Origin of the sequence: Nonomuraea sp. NPDC049607 (assembly GCF_040675375.1) — a bacterium.
In the GTDB taxonomy this organism is placed as follows: Bacteria; Actinomycetota; Actinomycetes; order Streptosporangiales; family Streptosporangiaceae; genus Nonomuraea.
Window position 1 is genome coordinate 252,880 of record NZ_JBFAOV010000007.1, and the last position, 23,940, is coordinate 276,819.

The 23,940-nt window shown below is 71.0% G+C and carries 21 protein-coding genes and 1 pseudogene; 9 read left to right on the plus strand and 13 right to left on the minus strand.

The genetic code is table 11. From position 1 onward, the window contains the following. Positions 1–6 precede the first annotated feature (6 nt). Complete coding sequence (locus AB0J97_RS17050; RefSeq protein ID WP_364089323.1) at positions 7–1,788, plus strand: ABC transporter substrate-binding protein; 1,782 nt, start codon at positions 7–9, stop codon at positions 1,786–1,788. 76 nt (positions 1,789–1,864) lie between these two features. Here the strand turns inward: AB0J97_RS17050 and AB0J97_RS17055 are convergent, their stop codons facing one another. The 5 genes from AB0J97_RS17055 to AB0J97_RS17075 form a co-directional block, all read right to left on the minus strand. After that, complete coding sequence (locus AB0J97_RS17055; RefSeq protein ID WP_364089326.1) at positions 1,865–3,181, minus strand: Gfo/Idh/MocA family oxidoreductase; 1,317 nt, start codon at positions 3,179–3,181, stop codon at positions 1,865–1,867. 10 nt (positions 3,182–3,191) lie between these two features. After that, positions 3,192–4,472: an extracellular solute-binding protein gene (locus tag AB0J97_RS17060; protein WP_364089329.1), complete on the minus strand. Its 1,281-nt coding sequence runs from the start codon at positions 4,470–4,472 to the stop codon at positions 3,192–3,194. Between the two features lie 45 nt (positions 4,473–4,517). Continuing rightward, on the minus strand, positions 4,518–5,384 hold the full coding sequence (locus AB0J97_RS17065) for a carbohydrate ABC transporter permease (RefSeq protein ID WP_357694827.1): 867 nt from the start codon (positions 5,382–5,384) through the stop codon (positions 4,518–4,520). After that, a complete protein-coding gene (locus tag AB0J97_RS17070) occupies positions 5,368–6,327 on the minus strand; it encodes a sugar ABC transporter permease (RefSeq protein ID WP_364089332.1) in 960 nt (319 codons plus the stop codon). The genes AB0J97_RS17065 and AB0J97_RS17070 overlap by 17 nt, the downstream gene beginning before the upstream one ends. Positions 6,328–6,533: 206 nt before the next feature. Then, the gene (locus tag AB0J97_RS17075) at positions 6,534–7,487 is read right to left on the minus strand and encodes a LacI family DNA-binding transcriptional regulator (RefSeq protein WP_364089335.1); all 954 of its coding nucleotides are present in this window, start codon (positions 7,485–7,487) and stop codon (positions 6,534–6,536) included. 192 nt (positions 7,488–7,679) lie between these two features. Between AB0J97_RS17075 and AB0J97_RS17080 the strand changes: the two genes are divergently transcribed. From AB0J97_RS17080 to AB0J97_RS17100, 5 genes are all read left to right on the plus strand, one after another. Continuing rightward, positions 7,680–8,570 (plus strand): NAD(P)-dependent oxidoreductase, encoded by an 891-nt coding sequence (locus AB0J97_RS17080; RefSeq protein WP_364089338.1) that lies wholly within the window; start codon positions 7,680–7,682, stop codon positions 8,568–8,570. Beyond that, positions 8,567–9,439 (plus strand): 5-dehydro-4-deoxyglucarate dehydratase, encoded by an 873-nt coding sequence (locus AB0J97_RS17085; protein WP_364089341.1) that lies wholly within the window; start codon positions 8,567–8,569, stop codon positions 9,437–9,439. Before AB0J97_RS17080 ends, AB0J97_RS17085 begins: the two co-directional genes overlap by 4 nt. Further along, on the plus strand, positions 9,436–10,485 hold the full coding sequence (locus AB0J97_RS17090; protein ID WP_364089344.1) for a mandelate racemase/muconate lactonizing enzyme family protein: 1,050 nt from the start codon (positions 9,436–9,438) through the stop codon (positions 10,483–10,485). Before AB0J97_RS17085 ends, AB0J97_RS17090 begins: the two co-directional genes overlap by 4 nt. Beyond that, positions 10,482–12,416: a DUF6807 family protein gene (locus tag AB0J97_RS17095; protein ID WP_364089347.1), complete on the plus strand. Its 1,935-nt coding sequence runs from the start codon at positions 10,482–10,484 to the stop codon at positions 12,414–12,416. The genes AB0J97_RS17090 and AB0J97_RS17095 overlap by 4 nt, the downstream gene beginning before the upstream one ends. Before the next feature lie 163 nt (positions 12,417–12,579). Beyond that, on the plus strand, positions 12,580–13,575 hold the full coding sequence (locus tag AB0J97_RS17100) for an acyltransferase family protein (protein WP_357694813.1): 996 nt from the start codon (positions 12,580–12,582) through the stop codon (positions 13,573–13,575). Between the two features lie 447 nt (positions 13,576–14,022). Here the strand turns inward: AB0J97_RS17100 and AB0J97_RS17105 are convergent. After that, positions 14,023–14,199, minus strand: a pseudogene (locus AB0J97_RS17105) (TetR family transcriptional regulator); the annotation flags it as partial. A gap of 68 nt (positions 14,200–14,267) precedes the next feature. On the opposite strand from AB0J97_RS17105, the gene AB0J97_RS17110 reads away from it, so the two are divergent. Next, positions 14,268–15,491: an acyl-CoA dehydrogenase family protein gene (locus tag AB0J97_RS17110; RefSeq protein ID WP_364089350.1), complete on the plus strand. Its 1,224-nt coding sequence runs from the start codon at positions 14,268–14,270 to the stop codon at positions 15,489–15,491. On the opposite strand, the gene AB0J97_RS17115 is transcribed toward AB0J97_RS17110, so the two are convergent. From AB0J97_RS17115 to AB0J97_RS17145, 7 genes are all read right to left on the minus strand, one after another. Continuing rightward, the gene (locus tag AB0J97_RS17115; protein ID WP_364089353.1) at positions 15,486–16,241 is read right to left on the minus strand and encodes a polyphosphate polymerase domain-containing protein; all 756 of its coding nucleotides are present in this window, start codon (positions 16,239–16,241) and stop codon (positions 15,486–15,488) included. The genes AB0J97_RS17110 and AB0J97_RS17115 overlap by 6 nt on opposite strands. Continuing rightward, positions 16,238–16,768 (minus strand): DUF4956 domain-containing protein, encoded by a 531-nt coding sequence (locus AB0J97_RS17120; protein ID WP_357695405.1) that lies wholly within the window; start codon positions 16,766–16,768, stop codon positions 16,238–16,240. Before AB0J97_RS17120 ends, AB0J97_RS17115 begins: the two co-directional genes overlap by 4 nt. Before the next feature lie 87 nt (positions 16,769–16,855). Further along, the gene (locus tag AB0J97_RS17125; RefSeq protein ID WP_357694807.1) at positions 16,856–17,518 is read right to left on the minus strand and encodes a response regulator transcription factor; all 663 of its coding nucleotides are present in this window, start codon (positions 17,516–17,518) and stop codon (positions 16,856–16,858) included. Further along, positions 17,515–18,912 carry a HAMP domain-containing sensor histidine kinase gene (locus AB0J97_RS17130; protein ID WP_364089356.1) on the minus strand — a complete coding sequence of 466 codons (1,398 nt, stop codon included), beginning with the start codon at positions 18,910–18,912 and terminating at the stop codon, positions 17,515–17,517. The genes AB0J97_RS17125 and AB0J97_RS17130 overlap by 4 nt, the downstream gene beginning before the upstream one ends. Before the next feature lie 12 nt (positions 18,913–18,924). Next, positions 18,925–19,269, minus strand: coding sequence for a hypothetical protein (locus AB0J97_RS17135; RefSeq protein ID WP_364089359.1), 345 nt, complete (start codon positions 19,267–19,269; stop codon positions 18,925–18,927). A 94-nt stretch (positions 19,270–19,363) separates the two neighbouring features. Next, positions 19,364–20,023 carry a DUF6493 family protein gene (locus AB0J97_RS17140; protein ID WP_364089559.1) on the minus strand — a complete coding sequence of 220 codons (660 nt, stop codon included), beginning with the start codon at positions 20,021–20,023 and terminating at the stop codon, positions 19,364–19,366. Beyond that, entirely contained in the window at positions 19,906–20,517 is a 612-nt protein-coding gene (locus AB0J97_RS17145) for a hypothetical protein (RefSeq protein WP_364089362.1), read from the minus strand. Before AB0J97_RS17145 ends, AB0J97_RS17140 begins: the two co-directional genes overlap by 118 nt. A 124-nt stretch (positions 20,518–20,641) precedes the next feature. Here AB0J97_RS17145 and AB0J97_RS17150 point away from each other — a divergent pair, with 124 nt between their 5' ends. Then, on the plus strand, positions 20,642–23,026 hold the full coding sequence (locus AB0J97_RS17150) for a hypothetical protein (RefSeq protein WP_364089365.1): 2,385 nt from the start codon (positions 20,642–20,644) through the stop codon (positions 23,024–23,026). A gap of 52 nt (positions 23,027–23,078) precedes the next feature. Beyond that, complete coding sequence (locus AB0J97_RS17155; RefSeq protein WP_364089367.1) at positions 23,079–23,930, plus strand: SDR family oxidoreductase; 852 nt, start codon at positions 23,079–23,081, stop codon at positions 23,928–23,930. Positions 23,931–23,940: the final 10 nt, after the last annotated feature.

Consider the following 23,940-nt stretch of genomic DNA (forward strand, 5'->3'; position numbering starts at 1 on the left):
CAGGCGATGAGGCATGCGATGGGTGCTGCGGCGGCGGTCGCGGCGGCGCTGGCCCTGGTGGTGGCCGGTTGCACGAGCGGCGAGGAGAAGCCGAAGAGCGACTTCAAGGAGGCCGACGGCAGGGCGGCGGCGCAGCGCTGGGTGGCGGAGGAGTTCACGCCGAGCACGTTGTCGAAGGATCAGCAACTGGCGGAGATGGACTGGTTCATCAAGGCGGCGGCGCCGTACCGGGGCATGCAGATCAACGTGGTGTCCGAGACGATCACCACCCACGAGTACGAGTCCCAGAAGCTGGCCAAGGCGTTCACCGAGATCACCGGGATCAGGATCAAGCACGACCTGATCCAGGAGGGCGACGTCATCGAGAAGCTCCAGACGCAGATCCAGGGCGACCAGAACATCTACGACGCCTACGTCAACGACTCCGACCTCATCGGCACCCACTCGCGCGGCACGTACGTGTTCCCGCTGTCGGACTACATGGCCGGAGAGGGCAGGAACGTCACCTCCCCTACCCTCGACCTGAACGACTTCATCGGCATCAGCTTCACCACCGGCCCCGACAAGAAGATCTACCAGCTCCCCGACCAGCAGTTCGCGAACCTCTACTGGTTCCGCTACGACTGGTTCACCGACCCGGCAATCAAGAAGCAGTTCAAGGACGCCTACGGCTACGACCTGGGCGTGCCGGTCAACTGGGCGGCCTACGAGGACATCGCCGACTTCTTCAGCAACAAGGTCAACGGCGACGGGACCGTCGACGGCAAGAAGGTCTACGGCCACATGGACTACGGCCGCAAGGACCCCTCGCTGGGCTGGCGCTTCACCGACGCGTGGCTGTCCATGGCGGGCAACGGCGACCCCGGCATCCCCAACGGCCTGCCGGTGGACGACTGGGGCATCCGGGTGGAGAACTGCCGCCCGGTCGGCTCGTCGGTCACCCGCGGCGGCGACACCAACGGCCCGGCCTCGGTGTACGCCCTCACCAAGTACGTGGACTGGCTGAAGAAGTACGCGCCCCGCGAGGCCGCGGGCATGAACTTCAGCGAGGCGGGCCCGGTCCCGGCCCAGGGGAACATCGCCCAGCAGATCTTCTGGTACACCACGTTCACGGCCGACATGACCAAGAAGGGCCTGCCGGTCGTCAACGACGACGGCACCCCCAAGTGGCGCATCGCGCCCAGCCCGCACGGCGCCTACTGGAAGGACGGCAACAAGCTCGGCTACCAGGACGCCGGCTCGTGGACGCTGCTGAACAACACCCCCAAGGACCGCAGGGCCGCGGCCTGGCTCTACGCCCAGTTCGTCACCTCCAAGACGGTGTCGCTGAAGAAGTCGATCACCGGGCTGACCTTCATCCGCGACTCCGACATCAAGAGCGACTACTTCAAGGACAACGCGGCCAAGTACGGCGGCCTGATCGAGTTCTACAACTCCCCCGCCCGCAAGCAGTGGACCCCGACCGGCACGAACGTGCCCGACTACCCCAAGCTCGCCCAGCTCTGGTGGCAGAACGTGGCCACCGCCGTCACCGGCGAGACGACCCCGCAGCAGTCGATGGACAACCTGGCCAGGCAGCAGGACGAGATCCTGGCCCGGCTGGAACGCCTGTCGCGGGAGCGCCAGGGCTACGGCGGCCAGTGCGCGCCCAAGCTGAACCCCGAGCGTCCGGCCCAGTACTGGTTCGACCAGCCGGGCGCGCCCGCGCCGAAGCTGGCGGACGAGCGCGGCAAGCCCGCCACGCTCGACTACGACAAGCTCATCGCCCAGTGGAAGGCCGGCGGCTGACCAGCCCCCGCACCGTCCCGGCACCGTCCCGTCCCCGCGCCAACCCCCGCACCGGCGCGGGGCCGGTGTGGGGCCGTCAGGCCAGGCGGGTGCCGGTGTCCGTCAGGTGTACCGGGGTGCCTGACGCGGCCGACAGGTTGGCGGCGACGCCGGTCAGGACGCTGCGGATGCCGTCCCGGTAGCCCGCCTGCCGGGCCAGCGGGTCGTCGGCCGGGCCGCGGAACACGTCGTCCAGCAGCAGCCGGTCACCGCCACCGTGCCCCCCACCGTGCCCCCCACCGTGCCCCCCACCGTGCCCGCCCGCGCCCGACTCGATCGGCACCTCGCGGGGCTCCTCCCAGTGGGGGCGCAGGGTGAGCCGCTCCCAGGTCCCGGCGGCGTGCTCCTTGGACGCGGCGCTCGGGTCGATCGCCGCGTGCGGCGGCGTCCACGCCCGTTCGACGACCTCCAGCTCCAGCCGTCCCGCCGTCCCGTTGAACGCCACCCGGTAACCCTCGAAGGGCGCGTGGGCGTTCAGCGAGTACGTCAGCAGCGCCCCGCTGTCGTACCGGACCAGGACCGCCATGTTGTCGTCGATGGTGACGCCGTCGCCGAAGACGTCCTGGTCCCGGACGTAGCCGTCCTCGTGCTCGGCGTCCAGGTAGAGGCGCTTGAGCCGGGGATCGGCGGAGATGTCCAGGATGAACGGGTCGCTGCCGAGGCCGGGCGCGCCCTGGCCGCGTTCGGGACGGTCGGCCAGCCCCCGCGACCGCGCGTTGGCCGAGCCGTAGAACCGCAGCGACGTCTGCGCGAAGACGGTCTCCGGCGCCGCCCCGAGCCACCAGTTGACCAGGTCGAAGTGGTGGGTGGACTTGTGCACGAGCAGGCCGCCCGAGCTGCCCCGGTCGCGGTGCCAGCGGCGGAAGTAGTCCGCGCCGTGGATGGTGTCGAGCGTCCACTCGAAGTGCACGGACGTCACCTCGCCGACGGCGCCGTCCATGAGCAGGCGGCGCACGGCCGAGTTGCGCGGCGAGTACCGGTAGTTGAAGGTGACGATCAGCCTGCCGGTGCTGCGCCGGGCCGACTCGGCGATGGCCGCGCAGCTCTCGGCGTCCACGGTGAGCGGTTTCTCCACGATGACGTCGCGGCCGGCGTCCAGGGCCGCGCACACGTACCGGGCGTGCGCGGCGTCCACGGTCGCGACCACGACCGCGTCGGCGAGTTCGAGCACCTTGCCGAACTCGGCGGGGGCGAAGCAGGGCACCTCGTGGCCGATCCGCTCGACGTAGTAGTCCATGCGGGTCCGGTTGCCGTCGCACAGGGCGACGACGGTGCCGGTGTCGCGCCACTCACCGAGCAGGGCGTCGACGTACAGCTGCGCGCGGTGCCCGAGCCCGACGAACGCGTACCTCATGGTCGTCCTCTCAGCCGCCGAGGGCGGCGTTGGCCTCGGTCAGGAACTTCTGGGCGGCGGCGTCGGGCGCCATCCGGCCGAAGATGACCTCTTCGGTGTACCGCTTGAGCATGTCCTCCAGGGCGCTGGCGCCCTTCGGCGGCGCGGCGGGCGGGTCGGACAGCTCGCCCTTGATGGAGTCGACGAACTCCAGCGTCTTCTGGTCCGCGGGCGGCAGCTTGTCCTTGACCGCGGCCAGGACCTTCGAGCTGGCGGGCAGGCCGCGGTCGCTGAGGATGATCCCGCCGACCTCGGCGTCGTTGATCATGAAGTCGATGAACTTGGCGGCCTCGGCGGCGTGCTCGCTCTTGGCGGAGGCGGTGTAGAACATCGCCGGCTGGAGGAACATGCCGCCGCTGCCGGCGCCCTCCGCCTTGGGCAGGCGCAGCAGGCTCATCTCCTTGCCCGACGCCTTGACGACCGCGCCGAGCTGGTTGCTCCACCACATGCCGGACGCGCCGGTGTTGGTGGCCAGCAGCGACTGGTCCACGCTGGTCGCGCCGACCTCGGCGGTCTTGGCGGCGTCGGGGCTGCCCTTGGCCTTGATCGTGTCCAGCATGACCTGCCACCAGGCCACGATCGTCCCGGGCGTGACGGCGATCTTGTTGCCCTGGTAGAAGGGCTCGCCGCGCTGGGCGGCGAAGATCTGCAGGAAGGCGGGGTTCCAGTTGAGCTGGGTGCCGTAGACCGTGCCGCCGCCCTTGGCGGTGATCTTCGAACTGAGGTCGACGTAGTCCTGCCAGGTCCACTTGGTGTCGTCGGGCACCTTCTCCCCGGCCGCCTCCACCACGGACGGGTTGAGCACCACCGAGAAGACGTTCGCGCCGGTGGGGACGGCGAACTGCTTGCCGTCGATGTTGCCGGTGCCGAGCAGCTTGGGGTCGATGTCGCCGGTCTGGACCTTGCCGGTCAGGTCGGCCAGCGTGCCGCGGTCGGCGTACTCGCGCAGCCCGCGGATCTCCAGCGTGATGACGTCCGGGGCGTCGCTGGCGGCCACCTTCGTGGACAGCGTCTCGTAGTAGCTGGCGAAGTCGGAGAACTCGCCCTCGACGTCGATGCCCGGGTTCTTGGCCTCGAACTTCTTGATGGCCTCCTCGGTCATCTTCTGCCGAGCGTCGCTGCCCCAGTAGGAGAAGCGCAGCTTGACCTTCCCGCCGGCGCCCTCGTCGCCGCCGCTGCCGCAGGCCGCGGTGACCGCCAGCACAGCGGTGGCGAGCAGGGCCGCCGACCACATCTTCTTGCCAGAGCTCACGGCTCTACCTCCTGTGGGATTTCTCTGTGTCGGGGGGTGGGGGAACTACTTCAGGCCCGTGGTGGCCACACCACGGATCAGGTACTTCTGGCCGGCCAGGAAGAAGCCGAAGATCGGCCCGAGCGCGACGATCGACATGGCGAACATCGGGCCCCAGGACGAGTCGCTGCTGGCGTCGAGGAAGGTGCGCAGAGCCACCGGAGCGGTGAAGTTGTCCGGGTTGTTGAGGTAGAGGAGCTGGCTGAGGAAGTCGTTCCACGTCCAGATGAACGTGAAGATCGCCGTCGTGGCCAGCGCCGGGGTGCAGAGCGGGATGATCACCCTGATGAACGTCCGCCAGTAGCCGGCGCCGTCGATCTCGGCGGCCTCGTCCAGCTCCCGGGGGAGGGAGCGGATGAACTGCACCATCAGGAACACGAAGAACGCGTCCGTGGCCAGCACCTTCGGCATGACCAGCGGCCAGATCGTGTTGATCAGCCCGAGCTTGGAGAACATGACGTACTGCGGCACGATCAGCACGTGGTGCGGCAGCATGATCGTGCCCAGCATGAGGGTGAACCACAGCTTCTTGAGCGGGAAGTTCAGCCGGGCGAAGGCGTAGGCGGCCAGCGAGCAGGCCACCAGGTTCGCCACCACCGACAGCACGGTGATCACCGCGGAGTTCCACAGGTAGTAGCCGAAGGGGTGCTTCAGCGCGGTCCAGCCCTCGGTGTAGTTCTCCAGCGTCACCTCGCCGGGCCACAGGCCGGGCTGCCGGAAGATCAGCTCCTCCGGTTTGAGCGAGCTGGAGATCATCCACAGCAGCGGATAGAGCATGACCAGGCCGAACCCGATCAGCAGCACGTGCTTGACCACCCGGCCGCCCTTGAGCGGGCGGAACAGGACGGGCAGCGGCCTACTTGGTGTCGCCATAGAAGACCCAATACTTGGACGCGAGGAAGTTCACCCCGGTGAGACCGGCGATGATGAGCAGCAGGACCCACGCCATGGCGGCCGCGTAGCCCATGTCGAAGCTCTTGAAGCCCTTGAGGTAGAGGTAGAGCGTGTTGAACATCGTGGAGTCGGCCGGTCCGCCCGAGCCGCCGCTCACGATGAACGACTGCGTGAACGACTGGAACGACTTGATGATCTCCAGCACCAGGTTGAAGAAGATGATCGGCGTCAGCAGCGGCAGCGTGATCGAGCGGAACCGGCGGAACGCGCCGGCGCCGTCCACCGAGGCGGCCTCGTAGTAGCTGGCGGGGATCTGCCGCAGCCCGGCCAGGAAGATGATCATCGGGGCGCCGAACGTCCAGACGTGCAGGATGATCAGCGTGCCGAGGGCGGTGTCGGGGTCGCTGACCCAGCCGGGCCCCTGGATCCCGAAGACCGACAGCACGGCGTTGACCAGGCCCTCGGCCCCGAAGACCTTGCGCCAGAGGATCGCGATCGCCACGCTGCCGCCCAGCAGCGAGGGCAGGTAGAAGATCGACCGGTAGAGCGACAGGCCGCGCAGCCCGCGGTCGAGCACCAGGGCCAGCACGAGCGCGAAGGCCAGTTGCAGCGGCACCGAGACGACCACGTAGATCGTCGTCACCTTCAGCGAGTTCAGGTAACGGGGGTCCTCGGTGAACATCTTGACGTAGTTGTCGAACCCGACCCACTTGGCCTCCTCCAGGAGGTTGTAGTCGGTGAACGACAGGTAGAGCGAGGCGACGATGGGACCGATCGTGATGACGAGCAGACCGGCGAACCAGGGCGCCAGGAACAGGTAGGCGGCCCGCGCCTCGCGGCGGGAACGTCTGGACGCACGGCGGTCTCCGCGCTCGGGCGGGTTCGCGACGTCCGGGGGTCTCACCGCCACCGAGTCAGCCATGACGGAACTCATTCGTCATCACGGACCTTCCGGCGAGATGTGAACGGATAGCGCTTTCCTATAGCTGGCAGGAAAGTTCCGTCAACCCTTTGCAGACGTTACATCGCCGTTATCGATATATCGACATCGCGTTTTACCTGGTGACAAGCGCTTACCACTCAGAGGTAGGACGAATATTGCTGCGATTTAGTACAACCGTTTGCAGGTCATCGGGGCGGCGCCGTCGACTCCCGCAGCACCAACCTGGTCTCCAGCGAGGTCGTGGCGCTCACCTCCTGGATGAGCAGGTCGACCGCCAGCCGCCCGGCCGCCGCCGTGGGCATGGCGACCGTGGTGAGCTTGGGACGGTTCAGCCGCCCCGGGACGATGTCGTCGATGCCCACCACGCTGACGTCCTCCGGCACGCTGAGCCCGAGCTCGCCCAGCCCCTCGATGAGCCCGATCGCCATGAGGTCGTTGTAGGCCAGCACCCCGGTCACCCCGGCCTCGCGCACCGCGGACGCGGCGGCCAGGCCACCCCGCTCGGTGGGCGCGTTGGGCCCGATCACGACCAGGTCGACGCCCGCCACCCGCTCGGCGGCCGTCCGGATCTCGCCGCTCGTCCACGAGCCCGCCGGGCCCGACAGCAGCGCGACGCGGCGGTGACCGAGCACGGCCAGGTGCTCGACCGCCATCCGCGCGCCGTGCCCGACGTCCATGAGGACCGTGGCCGCGCCGCGCAGCCGGCGGTTGATCACCACGAACGGCACCCGCTCGGCCAGCCGCTCCAGCGCCTTGTTCGACGAGCGCGGGCTGCACAGCACCACGCCGTCCACCTGCTTGGAGAACGCCTGGATCAGCTCCTCCTCGGCGGCCGGCTCCTCGTCGGTGTCGGCCACGAACAGGTGGTAGTCGCGCTGCCGGGCCGCGGCGTGCGCGGCCTTGATCAGCGGCGGGAAGAACGGGTTGGCGATGTCGGCCACGATCAGCCCCAGGTTGTGGGTACGCCCGGTCGTGAGCGCCCTCGCCGCCCTGTTGGGCCGGTATCCCAGCTCCTCGGCCACCGTCAGCACCCTGGTACGGGTGGCGGCGTTCACCATGTGCGGCGCGGAGAACGTCCGCGACACGGTCGATACGTGCACACCGGAAGCGCGGGCCACATCACGAATCGTCACTGTCACAGTCGCCCACCCTAACGCAACCGCTTGCAGGCAGCCGGGCGAGGATGAAAGCGCTTGCCGACCAGGCCGCTTCCAGGCGACCTGGCATATCCCCAGGTAGATGGTGTTGTCAGAAATCGGCTCTTGACGCCTCTCCCTGCGTGACCCATAGGTTTAGTGCAACTGTTTGCAGTCCTGAAGGAGTCCCCCACGGTGAGCAGAGTGCTCGTCACCGGCAGCGCCGGACGCCTCGGCCGCAGCGTCGTCACCGCGCTCGCGGCCGCCGGGCACGAGGTGATCGGCGTGGACCAGGCCCCCGGCACGCCGGTCGAGGCCGCCGCGACGTCACCGGCCGACCTCACCGACACCGGCCAGGCGTACGAGGTCGTCGCCCGGTTCCGGCCGGAGTCGGTGATCCATCTGGCGGCCATCGCGACGCCGTTCAGCCGGCCGGAGTCAGTGATCTTCCAGGTGAACACGCGGCTCGCGTTCAACGTCTGCGCGGCCTCGGTGGAGCTGGGCGTGGCCGGCGTGGTGGTGGCCAGCAGCCCCACGGTCATCGGGTACGGCGCGCCCGGCGGCTGGGCGCCGGCGTACCTGCCGATCGACGAGGAGCACCCGGCGCTGCCCTGGAACGCCTACAACCTGTCCAAACTGGTGGCCGAGCAGACCATGAAGGCGTTCGCGCGGGCGGGCCGGACGAGGATGGCGGCCGTCCGGCCGTGCTTCGTCATCCCGCCCGAGGAGTGGGCGGGCGCGCCCACGCAGTCGGGCCACACCGTCAGGGAACGGCTCGACCAGCCGGAGATCGGCGGCGTCTCGCTGTTCAACTACATCGACGCGCGCGACGCGGCCGAGCTGTTCGCCGTGCTGATCGCGGCGCTGCCCGAGCTGCCGGGCGGCGAGGTCTTCTTCGCCGGCGCGGCCGACGCCCTGGCCAGGGAGCCGCTGGCCGGCCTGCTCCCGCAGGCCGTGCCCGGCACCGGGGAACTGGCGGCCGGGCTCACCGGCAGCGCTCCCGCCTTCTCGACGGACAAGGCCCGCCGCCTGCTCGGCTGGGAGCCCAAGCGAAGCTGGCGAACCGAACTGAAGGAATCCGAATGAATCTCAGCGGTGTGCTGTTCTTCCCCGTCACCCCCTTCGACGCCGACGGCGCCCTCGCCGAGCAGGTGCTGGCCGAGCACATCCGGCAGGGCATGGCCCACGGCCCCGGCGGCGTGTTCGTGGCCTGCGGCACCGGCGAGTTCTCCGCCCTGTCGGAGGCGGAGCACGCGCGGGCCGTCCGGGTGGCCGCCGAGGTCGTGGGCGGGCGGGTGCCGGTGTTCGCCGGGGCGGGCGGCCCGATCGGCGCGGCGCTGAACCAGGCGCGGGCGGCCCGCGCGGCCGGCGCCGACGGGCTGCTGCTCATGCCTCCGTACCTGACGCAGGGGCCGGGCAGCGGTTTCGCCGCGTACGTGGCCGCCGTCGCCGCCGAGCTGCCGGTGATCGTCTACCAGCGCGGCGCGGTCGTGCTCGCTCCGGACGCCGTGGTCGAGCTGGCCGGCGTCCCCGGCGTGATCGGGCTCAAGGACGGGCTCGGCGACATCGACCGCATGCAGCGGACCGTCCTCGCGGTGCGCGAGAAGCACCCGGACTTCCTGTTCTTCAACGGCCTGCCGACGGCCGAGCTGACCATGCCCGCCTACCGCGGCATCGGCGTCGACCTGTACTCCAGCGCGGTCTTCGCCTTCGCCCCCGAGATCGCCGTGGCGTACCTGAAGGGCGACGAGCGGCTGCTGACCGAGTTCTACGCGCCGCTGGTCCGCCTGCGCGACAAGGTGCCGGGCTACCCGGTGGCCCTGGTCAAGGCCGGCGTACGGCTGCGCGGCCTCGACGTCGGCGCGGTGCGCCCGCCGCTGGTCGACGTGGCCGAGGACCACCTCGCCGAGCTGGACGCGCTGATCAGGTCCGGGCTCACCCTGGCGGCCTCGTGATCACCGGCCTGCGGACCGAGCTGCGGACGGTCCCCCTGCCCCGCCCGTGGGGCCCGGACGTGCCGGCCAACCACGTGATCGTCTGCCACGTGACGCTGGCGGACGGCCGCACCGGCACCGGGTTCTCCTGGACGCCGCAGATCGGCGCGCACGCCGTGCGGGCCCTGCTGGAGCACGACCTGCGCGGGGCGCTGATCGGGCTGCCCGCCCACCCCGAGCTGGTGTGGGACCGGCTGTGGCGGCACCTGCGCGAGGCCGGCCCCGGCGGGATCACCACGGTCGCGCTGGCCGGGATCGACCTGGCGCTGTGGGACCTGCGCTGCGGCGACGCCGGGCTGGCCGACGTGCTGGGCCGGCGGCGCGAGCACGTCCCGGCCTACGGCAGCGGCGTCAACCTGCACTACTCCCTGGAGGAGCTGACCGGGCAGGCGCGGCGCTGGGTGGCCGCCGGGTACCGCGGCGTCAAGATCAAGGTGGGCCGTCCCGACCTGGCCGAGGACGTCGCCCGGGTGGCGGCCGTCCGCGAGGTGATCGGGCCCGACCGGCTGCTGATGATCGACGCCAACCAGCGGTGGGACCTCCACCGGGCCAGGCGCGCCCTGGCCGCGTTGCGCGAGTTCGACCTCCACTGGATCGAGGAGCCGCTGCCCGCCGACGACGTGGCGGCGCACGTCGAGCTGCGCCGCTCGACCGACGTGCCGGTCGCGGTGGGCGAGAACGTCTACACCGTGTACGGCTTCCGCGACCTGCTCACCGCGGGCGCCTGCGACATCGTCCAGCCGAACGTCGTGCGCGTCGGCGGCGTCACGCCGTTCCTGCGGATCGCGGAGCTGGCCAGGACGTTCGGCGTGCCGGTCCATCCGCACCTGCTGAGCGAGGTGTCCGGGCAGCTCGCCCTGGCGCTGCCGCTGCCGCCGCTGGCCGAGGACGTCGAGGACGCCTCGTTCGGCAGGCTGGGGCTGCTGGCCGAGCCGTACCCGGTGGAGATCGCGGACGGCGTGCTGCGCGTGGGCGGCCACGCGGGACTGGGGTTGCGATGGGCGTGAGGACGGACCCCGTCAAGGTCGTCCTGGCCGGGGCGCACGGGCACGGGCGGCATCACCTGGACGACCTGCGCAGGCTCGCGGCCACCGGGCTGGTCGAGCCGGCCGGGATCTGCGACGTGCGGCCGGTGGAGCTCGACGGCGATCCCCTGCCCTGGTCACCGGACCTGGGCGAGCTCGTCGCCGCCACCGGCGCGGAGATCACGATCGTCTGCACGCCGATCCACACGCACGCCGACCTCGCCGTCACGGCGCTGCGCGCCGGGTCGCACGTGCTGCTGGAGAAGCCGCCCGCGGCGAGCCCCGAGGCGCACGCGCGGATCACCGCGGCGGTGGCCGAGACCGGGCTGGCCTGCCAGGTCGGCTTCCAGAGCCTGGGCTCGCGGGCCGTCCCCGCGCTGCGGGAGCTGATGGCGAGCGGCGCGCTCGGCCGTGTCCGCGGCATCGGCGGCGCGGGTGCGTGGGAGCGGCCCTCGTCGTACTTCACGCGCTCGTCCTGGGCCGGACGGCGCCGGCTGGACGGCGTGGACGTGGTGGACGGCGCGCTCACCAACCCCTTCGCGCACGCCGTCGCGACCGCGCTCGCCCTGGTGGACGGCCCGGTCGAGACGGTCGAGACCGAGCTCTACCACGCCCATCCGATCGAGGCCGACGACACCTCCTGCCTGCGCGTCCGGATCGCGGGCGGGCCGGTGATCACGATCGCGGTGTCGTTGTGCGCGACCGGCCGGAGTGAACCGTACCTGGTGGTGCACGGGGAGGCGGGGCGGGCGACGCTCACGTACACGCTGGACGAGCTGCGGGTCGAGCGGGCCGACGGCTCGGTCGAGACCACCGTGCACGAGCGCGCCGGGCTGCTGGAGAACCTGGTCGCGCACATCCGCACAGGGGCCGAGCTGCTCGTCCCGCTGGCCCGTACGGAGACGTTCACCCAGGTCCTGGACGCGGTGCGGCTGGCCCCCGAGCCGCTGCCCATCGCCGCGCGGCACCAGGTCGTGGAGCGCGACGACGCGGGCGAGGTCACCCACCGGTTCCTGCCCGGCATCGCCGAGCTGACCGCCCGCAGCGCCGAGGAGCTGGCGCTCTACTCCGAGCTCCGGGCCCCCTGGACGGAGGTGGAGCTGCGGGTGGCCGGCACGCCGGTCGCGGCCTACGAATGGCGGCCCGACCTGCCCGTCACCGACTCACCGCGGCCGTACCTGCATCCGGTGCACACGCTCGGCGGCGTCACCGTCACCCAGGTGCGCCCCGACGACCACGTGCACCACCTCGGCGCCGGCGTGGCGATCGCCGACCTGGGCGGCGCGAACTTCTGGGGCGGCCGCACCTACGTCAGGGACCGGGGACCGGCCTGGCTGGACGACCACGGAAGGCAGCGGCACGTCGCCTTCACCCGGCTGGACGACGACGGCTTCACCGAGGAGCTGGAGTGGATCGGCCCCGGCGACCGGCTGATCGCCCGCGAGCGGCGCACGGTCGCCGCCCGGCCGGTCGGCGGCGCATGGGCCCTCGACCTCACGTTCACGCTGACCAACCTCACCGGCTCGCCGCTGGAGGTCAACAGCTCGGCCACGAAGGGCCGGCCCGGCGCCGGCTACGGCGGGTTCTTCTGGCGCGCGCCCGGCTCCTCCTCCGGCCGGGTGACCTTCCCCGGGGACGAGGGGTCCGTGCACGGCAGCCGGGGCCGGTGGGTGGCCATGGCCGGGACCGAGCCGGACGGGCGGGACTGGACGCTGGTGTTCGTGCAGGCCGGCGACGATCCCTGGTTCGTGCGGGTGGCGGAGTATCCGGGGGTCGGGCAGGCGCTGGCGTGGGACCGTCCGCTCGTCGTCGAGGACGCGCTGACCAGGCGGGTGGTCACGGTCGTGGCCGACGGGCGGCTCGACGGGCCGGCGGCGTCGGCCCTGGCCGCCACCGTCGAGGCGATGATCTGAGGCGGTGATCTGAGGCGGTGATCTGAGGCGGTGATCTGAGGCGGTGATCTGAGGCGGTGATCTGAGGCGGTGAGCGGGGAGCGCGCCTGACACCCGCTCTTCGGTAAGCCCTCATTCCCGGTTTCCCGGCGGTTCGACGGGCCGCGGCTAGGGTGCGGAATCTGTGAACGCACCCGTCATCGCCCGCCCCGCCACCGCCAGGGACCCGTTCTTCGACAACGCGAAGTACCTGGCCATCGTGCTGGTCGTGTGCGGTCACCTGATCGAGGACCAGCGCGATGCGCCGCTCGCCCACGCGCTGTACTTCTATGTGTACGTCTTCCACATGCCGCTATTCATCGTCCTAAGCGGCTATTTGTCCCGAAATTTCACGTTTTCGGGGGGCAAGGCGCGCAAACTCATCTCCACGCTCGCCGTCCCCTACCTGATCTTCGAGCTGGCCTACTCGCTCCCCCGCCCGATCCTGTACGGCAAGTTCGAGCTGAGCCTGCTCGACCCCTACTACCTCACCTGGTTCCTGCTCTCGCTGTTCCTGTGGCGGCTGTCCACGCCGGTGTGGCAGCAGCTCAAGTGGCCGCTCGCGGTCGCGGTCGCGCTGTCCCTGCTGACCGGGCTCGACCGGTTGCCCGGCGAGCTGGCCATGAACCGCACGTTCGCGCTGCTGCCGTTCTACGTGCTCGGCCTGATGGTGCGGCCCGAGCACTTCGCGTGGCTGCGGCGGCCTCCCATGCGGCTGGCCGGGTTCTGCGTGCTGGGGCTGGGGCTCGCGGTCGCGCTGCTGGTGCACGAGCGGGTGCCGACCGAGTGGATCAGGTGGCGGCACTCCAACGCGGCCATCGGCGTGGACGACCTCACCGGCACCGCGATCAGGCTGGCGCTGCTGGCGGCGGGGGCGGTGCTGGTGGCCGCGTTCCTGGCGGTCACCCCGTCCCGGCGCACCTGGTTCAGCGGGCTGGGGTCGGCCACCATGTACGCGTACCTGCTGCACGGCTTCGTGGTGAAGGGCGCCGAGCGGCTCGGCCTGGGCCTGCCGCTGTCACTCCTGCTGGGCGTCGTCACCGCCACCCTGCTGTGCGCCCCCTGGGTGCGCCGGCTCTTCCGCTGGGCCGTCGAACCCCGCATGACCTGGGCCTTCACCCCGCTGCGCCGTCCCGGCTGACTCGTGCCTGAGCAGGCGCAGCGCGCCCCTGGACAGCGCGACCAGGATGTCGGCGCACTCGTCCAGGTCGGGGTAGCGGCCCTCCAGGTGGCCCATGGCCAGCGCGTTCGTGGCCGCGTTGACGCCCTCGGCGATCATCTCCAGGCGCCGCCGGTCGCGCTCGTCGCCGGCGGTGTAGCCGAGCGCGGCCAGGTCGGCCGCGTGGTGCTCGCGGTAGGCCGCGGCCGTACGGGCGGCGAAGTCGCGCAGCGAGGAGGACGGGTCGTGCCGCGCGCGCAGCTGGATGCGCAGCAGCTCGGGGTGGCGGCAGATCGCCTCCAGCGGGATGCGGAAGGTGTCGCGGTGGCGTTCGAGGTCGTCGGGCGCCTCGCGGGCCCTGCGCCGCGCCTCCCGCATCGCCCGGCGCAGCCGGTCGCCGCCCTCCTCGCCGAGCACCCGCAGCAGCTCCTGCATGTCCTTGAAGTGCACGTAGAAGCTCGACTGGGCGATTCCTGCGGCCCTGGCGACCTTGCCGGTGGTCAGGCCGGCCTCGCCCTCCTCGTCGAGGAGCGTCAGGGCCGCCCTGATCAGCCTGCGCCGGGTCAGGTCCTTCGCCTCGCTTCTGCTGCGCGGTGTGCTGGTCACGATCGCCTCACGGGACTTGTGTGTGCTTTCGCCGATAGTACTATCGGTGAAATCGCCGAAGGAGAGTCATGGCCATCGATTTCACTCTCGCTCCCGAACACGAGGAGATCCGCGGGCGGGTCAGGTCCTTCATCCAGGAGACCGTGATCCCGACGATGTCCGGCGTGGAGGAGGGCGACCGGGACGCCTACCTCCGCACGATCTTCGAGCTGCGCCGCCGGGCGAAGTCCGAGGGGCTGTGGCTGCCGCACATGCCCGAGGAGTGGGGCGGCATGGGCCTCGGCCACGTCGAGCTGGCCATGGTGCAGTCGGAGGCGGCCAAGACCCGCATCGGCCCGTGGGTGCTCAACTGCCAGGCCCCCGACGAGGGCAACATGCACACCCTGCTCCACTGGGCGGACGACGAGCAGAAGGAGAAGTACCTGCGGCCGCTGCTGGACGGCGTCCAGATGTCGTGCTTCGCGATGACCGAGCCCGAGGTGGCCGGGTCCGACCCCACCCTGATCCGCACCGAGGCCGTCAAGGACGGCGACGAGTGGGTGATCAACGGCCACAAGTGGTTCATCTCCAACGCCCGCCGGGCGAGCTTCGCCATCCTCATCGCGCGCACCGAGAAGGACGTGCCCGACGGCTCCCGTGGCGCGAACACGGCCTTCCTGGTCGACCTGCCCAATCCGGGCTGGAAGGACGTGCGCGAGGTCGAGACCATGCACGGCTCGACCGGCCACAGCGAGATCGTGATCGAGGACCTCCGGGTGCCCGACAGCGCGGTCCTGGGCGGCCGGGGCAACGGCCACCGGCTGGGCCAGTACCGGCTGGGCCCGGCGCGGCTCGCCCACTGCATGCGGTGGATCTCGCAGGCCGAGACGGCGCTGGACATGATGGTGGACCGGGCGCTCAACCGCTACAGCCACGGCTCGCTGCTGGCCGAGAAGCAGGGCGTGCAGTGGCTGATCGCCGACTCGGCCATGGAGCTCTACCAGTGCAAGCTGATGGTCCTGCACGCCGCCTCGAAGATCGACAGGGGCGAGGACTTCCGAACGGAGGTGTCGATGGCCAAGCACTTCGTGGCCAACAGCCTCAACCGGATCGTGGACCGGGCGATCCAGGTGCACGGCGCGCTCGGCTACTCGACCGACACTCCGCTGGCGAGCATGTTCCAGCACGCCCGCTGGGCCCGTTTCGCCGACGGCGCCGACGAGATCCACCAGATGCGCATCGCCGAGCGCACGATCGCGGCCTACCAGGCGACCGGTTCGACGAGCGCGGCGACGGGCGGCCTGCCGCTATAGCGCGAAATATCCCCGCATGGCGGGCTGCCAGCGGTTGGCCGGGACGCCCCTCAACGCGGCCACCGCCAGGCAGTACTTGCTCACGCTGACCGGCCGCACCCCCAGCCCGCGCAGCACCCGGTCCACCGGCGCCCGCCCGTCGGCCGACTTCGACTCCAGCAGCACCCGGTCGCCGCGGGCGGGCACGCTCCGGCCGCCGTCGCGGCAGAGCAGGCCGGTGTCGCAGGTCAGCCGGGTCTGCCCGTCCACGAGCGTGACCCGCCGGTAGTCGGTGGACAGCACGGGCCCCAGCGCGTCGGGCACGGCGACGCTCAGCTCTCTGCTCAGCGTGTCACCGACGAACTCCATGGCCTCCGTGGTCAGCTCGCCGGCCGGGGCGGCATCGTAGGGGATGCGGCGTTTGTCGGTGTTGCCGCGCGCGCCGTTCAGCTTCAGCTCCAGCCACCGGCCGCCGCCGTCCAGGTACGTACGGGTGCGCAGCTTGAACCGGCGTCGCCGGTCCTGCCGGTGGTGGCGGAAGGTCAGCAGGTCAGGGGTGTCGAAGTAGGTCGAGGTGTAACGGAACTGGCGAAGGGCCCCGATCCGCAACACCGAGAACCGGTCGCCCAGCTCGGCCGCGAGCCTGGCCATGACCGGGACACTGACCACGTACTTGTGGTCCGTCCGGCTCATCAGCTCGGGCACCTCGTCCAGCCCGATCGGCGGCAGCCCGGCGGCGACGCCGGCCATCAGCGCGCTCGCGTCCCTCATCGGGCCACCTCGGCGAGTTGGAAGCGCACGTCCACCACGGTCACGTCGCGCACGTAGTCCACCTGGGTGACGACGCAGTGCAGGACGCGGCCGCGCAACCGGCTCTCCAGGTCGGCCCTGAGCAGCTCGGGGTCGGCGTGCACGACGTCCAGCGTCACGACCTGCTGCCTCGTGCGGCCGAGCAGGCGGGGATGGTCGGCGACGTACACGACGGCCAGGAGCACGCCGTCCAGGAAGAGCGCGGTCAGCGGGAGCTGCGAGGCGATGCCGTTCACCAGCCCGAGGACGATCGCCACGAAGTAGTAGGCGATCTCCTGCTGGGTGATCTCGCTGGACCGCAGCCGGATGATCGACAACACCCCGAACAGCCCGAACCCGACCGCCAGGTCCACCCGCTGGACCAGCAGCAGGGAGACCACCGCGAAGATGCCCAGGTTCAGCGCCACGTAGGCGAACAGCAGGTCGCGCCGGTGATGTCGCCGGTAGTACAGGCCGTAGGCCAGGACGGTGATCGCCGCCAGGTCCATCGCCAGTCCGGCCGTCACGGTGTCTTGCCCCTCGTTCTCATGTCCACCAGCCTGCGGCCCGCCGGTGAGGGAGCCGTGAGCCGCCCATTAGGCGGCTCTCATCCGGTAGCCCGTGCCGCGCACGGTCTCGATGCGGTCGGGGCCGATCTTCCTGCGCAGGTAGCGGACATAGACGTCCACGACATTCGAGCCGGGGTCGAAGTCGAAGCCCCAGACGTGGCTGAGGAGCTGCTCGCGGGTCAGCACCTGGTCGGGATGCCGGCAGAAGATCTCCGCCAGCGCGAACTCCCTGGTGGACAGGTCCACCACGCGGTCCCCGACGTGCGCCCGCCTGGTCCGCAGGTCGAGTGCCAGATCCCGGACGCGCAGGACGGTCGGCTCGGGCGTGCGGTCGGCCCGCAGCCGCAGCCTGACCCGTGCGAGCAGCTCCTCGAAGGCGAAGGGCTTGGCGATGTAGTCGTCGGCGCCCCCTTCGAGCCCGGCGACCGTGTCGGTCACGCCGCCCCGGGCCGTCAGGATGATCACCGGGATGGCCACCTTCGACTCCCGCAGCCGCCGCAGCACGGTGAACCCGTCGCTGAGCGGCAGCCCGATGTCGAGCAGGAGCAGGTCGAACCCGCCCGAACTGGCCAGATCGTAGGCCGCCACGCCGTCCGTCACCACCGCCGTGACGAAGCCGTTGCCGCGCAGGCCCTTCTCCAGGAAGGCCGCGATCCGGCTCTCGTCCTCGGCGATCAGGATCCGGTTCATGCCCTGGCCAGCGGCAACGTCATCACGAAACAAGCGCCCCCCGCCGGGACGTCCGCCACTCTCACACCGCCTCCATGCGCCTCGGCGATCGATCTGACGATCGCCAGCCCCAGCCCTGCCCCGTCGTGCCCGCCCGTCCGTCCCGCGCCCCTGACGAACCGGCGGAAGATGCGCTCGCGGTCGGCGGGCGCGACGCCAGGCCCGCTGTCCCGCACCCACAGCTCGGCCCGCCCGTCCCGCACGGCCGACCCGACCGCGATGAGATCGTCGTCCATGGTGTGGCGGACGGCGTTCACCACGAGCTGCATGAGCGCCTGCGTGAGCCGCTGCCGGTCGGCCGGGATCCGCGCCTCGGCCACCTGGTCCACCCGCCACCGCCGGTCGCCCAGCGGCCGCGCCTTGGCCACCACGCTCACCGTGAGGTCGGCCAGCTCGACCTCCTCGACCGCCAGGAACCCGGGCTGCTCGGCCTTGGCCAACGTGAGCAGGTCGTCCACGATCCGGTTCATGCGGTCCAGCTCGTCGGTGACCAGGGCCAGCGTCTCCGCCCGCTCGGCCGGATCGTCCCCCATCAGCTCCAGATGCCCCCGGATGACCGTGATGGGGGTACGCAGCTCGTGCCCCGCGTCGTCCACGAACGTGCGCTGCACGGCGAAGGAACGTTCCAAACGGTCGAGCATGTGGTTGAACGTGGCGGCCAGCGCGGCCACGTCGTCGTCACCGCTGACCTTGAGCCGGCGCGTGAGGTCGGCCGAGTCGCTGATCTGCTCGGCCGTCTGGCTCACCAGCCGCACCGGGGCCAGCACCCGCCCCGCCACGAACCATCCCGCCGCCCCCGCCAGGGCCAGCGCGGCCAGCGCCGACAGTCCGAGCACACCGACCGCGTCCACGATCTCGCCCCGGTGGCGGTCGTAGAAGACGGCGGCGACGAAATGGCCGGGACGGGGGTCGGCCGCCACCCTGACCGGGATGACGGCGTACCTGACCGTGCCCTCGACGCTCTCGGTGTCGCCGTAGGCCGGTCTGGTGGCCGCGGCCAGGACCTTGACCAGCTTCTCGTCCGTGTCGAGCCGGGCCGGGGGCGTGACGGCGGTGATCCGGTCGGCCCTGCCGTCCACCATGCTGAAGAAGGTCTCCCATCGGTCGGGCGAGTTGATCGCCAGGTAGCCGGTGAGCAGTTCCCGCACGTCGGAGACCGGCCGGCCGGTGCGGGGATCGTGGGCGGTGGCGGCGTACCGGCGCAGCTTCTCGGCCTCGTTGGTGAACTCCAGGTTCATCCGGTCGTCGAGGCGGGCGAGCAGGACGGTCCAGGTCGCGAAGATCGAGACCGCCAGGGCCAGGCCGACCACGGCGAGCATCCAGCCCACGATCCGGGCGCGGGCGCTCACCCGCATCCGACCCCCCGCTCAGTCGTCTTCGTCGTCATCATCATCATCGTCGTCGCCGCTTTCGTGAGCGTCGTCATCGTCGTCGTCATCGTCGTCGTCTTCGTCTTCGTCGGCCCAGGCGCGATGGGGGTCGTCGTCGCCATCATCATCGCCGCCTCCGGGCTTCGGCGCGGGCGGCTTGACGGGTTCCGCCTCGGTTCCCGGCGACGTGACCGGCCGTACGTCGTCGACCGACGTCCCCGGCGAGGACGAGACCGTGACGGAGTCGCCCAGATCGGGCCCGTCGTCGGCCGCCCGCACCCATCCGGCCGAGAGGAAGCCCGCCGCCGTCAGCGCCACGAGAATGAGCATCACGCGTTTCATGAGGTTGAGCGTGCGCCCGTCCGAGGAGACCACTCTGAGCCCCGGATGAGGAACCTCTCATCCCTCGGGCTCGCCTTTGACACCGGCCGGTCGGTCAGCGGGCTGGATCGCTCACGAGGTGAGGGTTCAGGCGGGCCACGAGGGACTGGGGAAGGGCGGGCAGGCCGTCGCGGATGCGTCCGCCCGCCTCGCCCCCGAACCGCGCCCGATGTTTGAGCACGAGCTGCGCCGCCCTCCCCTGCACCTCGTACGACGCGTGCTGGAATCCCAGGACCAACGCCCCCGCCAGGTCGTCGGCCAGGGCGGGCGACGCGCGTACGGTCTCGTCGAGCCAGCTCAGCCCGGCGCGGGCGAGCTTGACCTCGGCGCGGAACACCAGCCCCTCCACGGCCTCCACCACGTCGGCGGGGTCGGGGTGGTCCAGGTGACGGACGCGTCTCAGCGCCAGCTCGGCCACCAGGCCGGGAGCGGCGGGCAGCAGGCGCAGGTAGTCGAGGCGGCGCGCAACGACCTCGTCGGCGGCCGGGTCGAGGGCTTTGTGGAGCCGGACGAAGAAGCGCAGGTCGTGGAGCGGCCCGCCGCGCAGGAAGCGGCGTACGCAGCCGTCGAGCAGGACCCCGCGGTCGGCCGCGCGGATCAGCGGGTCGGTACGGCCTCGCGCAGGAGCCGCCCGGCCCCTTCCGCCTCGAAGATCCTGGGCAGGAGGGCGGGGAAGAGCGGGTCGGCGGGGCGTAACGCGCCGTCGGAGATCCAGGCCAGCACCAGGGGATCGTGCGCGGGCGGCTCGGCCCGGGTGTGCCGGAGCATGGCCAGGGCCAGCGGGGCTCCCGGGTCGGCGGGGCCGCGCAGCCTGGCGGCCAGGCGTACGGCGAGGTCGGCCTGCCAGGCGGCGGGACGGTGACCGAACAGCCGCACCATCGGCCCGGGGGCACCGAAGTGGGGACGGGCGGAGAAGCCGTACCAGGACTGGAGGTCGCGGCGGTTGACCCAGGCGGCCACGGCGCCGACGGCGCCGAGGGTGGCCGCCCCGGCCAGGCGCAGCAGCTCGGCGGGCGGTGTCCAGCCGACCTCGCCGATCTCCTCCCAATCGGGGTCGGCGAGGTCGTCGCGCCGGAGGGCGACGTGCTCGCGGAGTGATCCGGCGACGAGCTTGCGCTCGTCGGCGTCGAGGGTGAGCAGGCGGGAGACGAGCGTGTCGGTGTGGCGCGCGTCGATGAGGTCGCGGATCTCGTCCCAGGCGGTCGGCACGCGGGCGAGTCTATTGATCACCTACGACAGATCCGCCGGACGTGGCCGGATGAGGTCAGGGCACTGCCGTTGGGGCGTCCCGAGGAGGAGCATCGGGCTGACGGTGGCACGGGGAGGGGTGGGGATGAAGCGGAAGCGGTCCAAGGGGCAGGGCGGCACGAAGTCGGAGAGCAGCAAGACGAACTTACGCAAGAAGAACAAGGGTGACTCCGAGGAGGAGGTCACGCCCGTCGTCCGGCTGGAGAAGCGGAAGAGCGCGCCGGTCCTGTCCCTGGACCGAGGCGAGGCCATGGAGACCGACACGCGCCCGCGCACCATCGCCATCTCCAAGCCGCGCAGCGAGGTCTGGGGCGCGGTCACGTTCGCGGCACGGGAGCACGACCTCCCGGCGGGCGCCGTCGTGCACCTGCGCCCCCTGGTGGACCTGCGGGGTGACGCGGGACCGAAGAAGATCGCCGGAGTGCTCATCAGCCGGCTCCAGCGCACGCCCTCCCCCTTCGGCAATCGCATGGGCGACCACACGACCTCGTGGCAGGGGGTCGTGGACTCGGTACGCGCCTCGCTGTACGGCCTGACCGTCAAGGAGGCGGCCACGGCGCTGCTGTCGATGCAGGCCGCGGCGCAGGCCCAGGTGAGCGACCCGGACGGCACGGCACGCGACCTGCTGATGCGCCTGGAGGCGGTCGACGCCGACGACGCGACCAGCCGGGTCGGGCCTCTGGAGAACTCTGCCCGCCTGGTCGCCGAGCAGTGCGCCCTGGCCCTGAGCGAGAAGAACGAGAGCAAGGCGGCCCAGGCGCTGGCCACGGCGGTGGCCCAGCATCTGAACTTCCTGAACCACCTGCCGTTCAGCACGGTCCCGCCCGCCTCGGCCAGGGGCTCGACGGGGTCGGGTGAGGGCACGTACCGGGGGGCTCTGCTGGCGTACGAGGTCAAGGCGGCGAAGCTGGCCGCCGAGAAGGGCACGGGCGCCCCCAAACCCCGCCAGTCCGAGCAGAACGAGATGAGGACGGCTCTGTGGAAGATGTTCGCGTTCGACGCGTCGATGCGCGAGTCGTACGTCGAGTACGCGCTCAACCCGCAGTCCTACGGGGACGTGGCCAAGCAGTACGCCGAGCTCCAGTCGATCAACACCGAGCTGGACAAGGCGCTGACGGCGGTCGCCACCAACAAGGACCGGGTCACGGCGTTGCAGGGCATCCCGGCCCTCCTCGACCGGATCGAGGACGTGCAGAAGGCACCCGGGATCTACCAGGGCATGCACCGCGCGGCCGGCGCGCTCAGGGCCAAGGCGGAGGACGCGCGCACCCGGCTCCAGCAGCCGCACACCGCGCGCCGGGCGGAGAGCGCCAAGGAGGCGATCTCGTCGGCCAGGAACGCCCGCATCCTCGCCGAGGCCGGCCAGGTCGCCACGGACCTGAAGAAGATCGGCGACGGCGCGCCGGAGTACGCGGTCGTCGTCCTGTCCGACCTCTTGGACAGGCACCTGCGGGTGATGGCCGCCGCCTACCCGCACGCGGTGACCGCGGCCGGGCTGCCCGAGCCGGTGGACGGCAAGCTCGGCCGGGCGGCCGCGGAGATGATGGTCAAGCAGTTCGAGGGCGCGCTGCGCAAGGAGTACCCGGAGCTGTTCCCCAAGAGGGCGGTCCCGGACGCGCTCCCGCCGCTGATCGAGAGCATCACGGCGCGGCTGGCCGACCAGCCGCCGATCACCGTCGAGCCGAAGCGCACCACCTGGGCGTCGGAGGCCGCCGACACGAACCTGGTGGTGGACTTCGACTCGTCGCTGAAGGAGTCCCTGGTCATCAACGGGCGCGCGCCCGCCCCGCCGGGCGTCGCCGGGATGGGCTGCCACACCACCGCCTGGGCGATCGAGACACAGCACGCCAACCACCTCGTCTCGGACGCCACCACCGGCCCCCAGGCGGTCAGGGCGCTGAAGGAGGCCGTGCGCAAGGACCTCCAGTCGCGGATCATGGAGCTGGCCGCGCTGCTGCCCGTCGAACAGATCGAGGGACGCCAGCTCGCGAGCATGTTCGACGAGGCCGCCGCGGTGCTGAACGCCTCCGACGCGCCCACGGCCGCGATGGCCTACCTGTCGTTCCGCAACCTCATGCCGTTCGCGACGGTCAACGAGGGCGACCGCGGCGGCCACGCGGAGAAGAAGGACGGCGGGGTGGACATCACGTTCGACCGGACGGCGATGAAGCTGGCCGCCGACCACAAGCAGGAGGAACTGGTCAAGAACGCGAAGTCGGTCGCGGACAAGCTGCTGGCCGAGCGCGACCTGCTCGCCGCCGACCTGGACCGCTGGGAGGACGACGACACGCTGTCCACCGCCGTCGAGACCGTCCGCACCCAGCTCAAGGAGCAGGCCGACTTCCTCAAGCGCGCCAAGAGCGGCGAACTGGCCACGTACGCCAAGGAGGCCAGGACGAAGGTCTTCGACACCAGGCTGATCGAGCACAAACGGGTGTGGAAGGAGGTTCAGGACTTCAGAAAGGGCTGACCTGGGCAAGCCGTGACGTTACCGATACCCCGCCGGGGGAAGACCGCCGGACATGTCAGACACACCACCACCGCAGAGCCAGCCGTACCCGGGCCGTACGGGCGACATGTCCCCCGAGCCGCGCGACGAGATGCGCGGCTACGAGGGCAGGAACCTGCTGGCGGGCAAGAGGACGCTGATCACCGGTGGTGACTCGGGCATCGGCCGGGCGGTGGCGGTCGCGTTCGCCAAGGAGGGCGCGGACGTCGCCATCGCCTACCTCGACGAGCACGACGACGCCAACCACACCCGCGGCCTGGTCGAGCGGGAGGGGCGGCGCTGCGTCCTACTGCCCGGCGACCTGGCCGACCGCGACCACTGCGTGGCGGTCGTGGAGCAGGCCGTCGCCGAGCTCGGCGGCCTCGACGTGCTGGTCAACAACGTGGCCTACCAGGCGCCGGTGGACTCCCTGGAGGAGCTCCCGGACGAGCAGTGGGAGCACACGTTCGCGGTCAACATCCACAGCTACTACCGCGTCACCAAGGCCGCGCTGCCGCACCTGCGGGAGGGCTGCGCGATCGTGAACACCTCCTCGATCAACGGCCTGCGCGGCAACAGGAATCTGATCGACTACGCCGCGACGAAGGGCGCGATCAACGCCTTCACCTACTCCATGGCCCAGAATCTGGTCGAACGCGGCATCAGGATCAACGCCGTCGCCCCCGGCCCGGTCTGGACGCCGCTGATCCCGGCCACGATGCCGGAGGAGAAGGTGGAGACGTTCGGCGCGCAGGTGCCCATGAAGCGGGCCGCCGACCCCGACGAGATCGCCCCTTCGTACGTGTTCTTCGCCGCCGACCGGCTGTCCTCGTACTACACGGGTGAGGTGCTGGCCCCGATCGGCGGCGAGACGCTGCCCGGCTGACCGCAGCGGG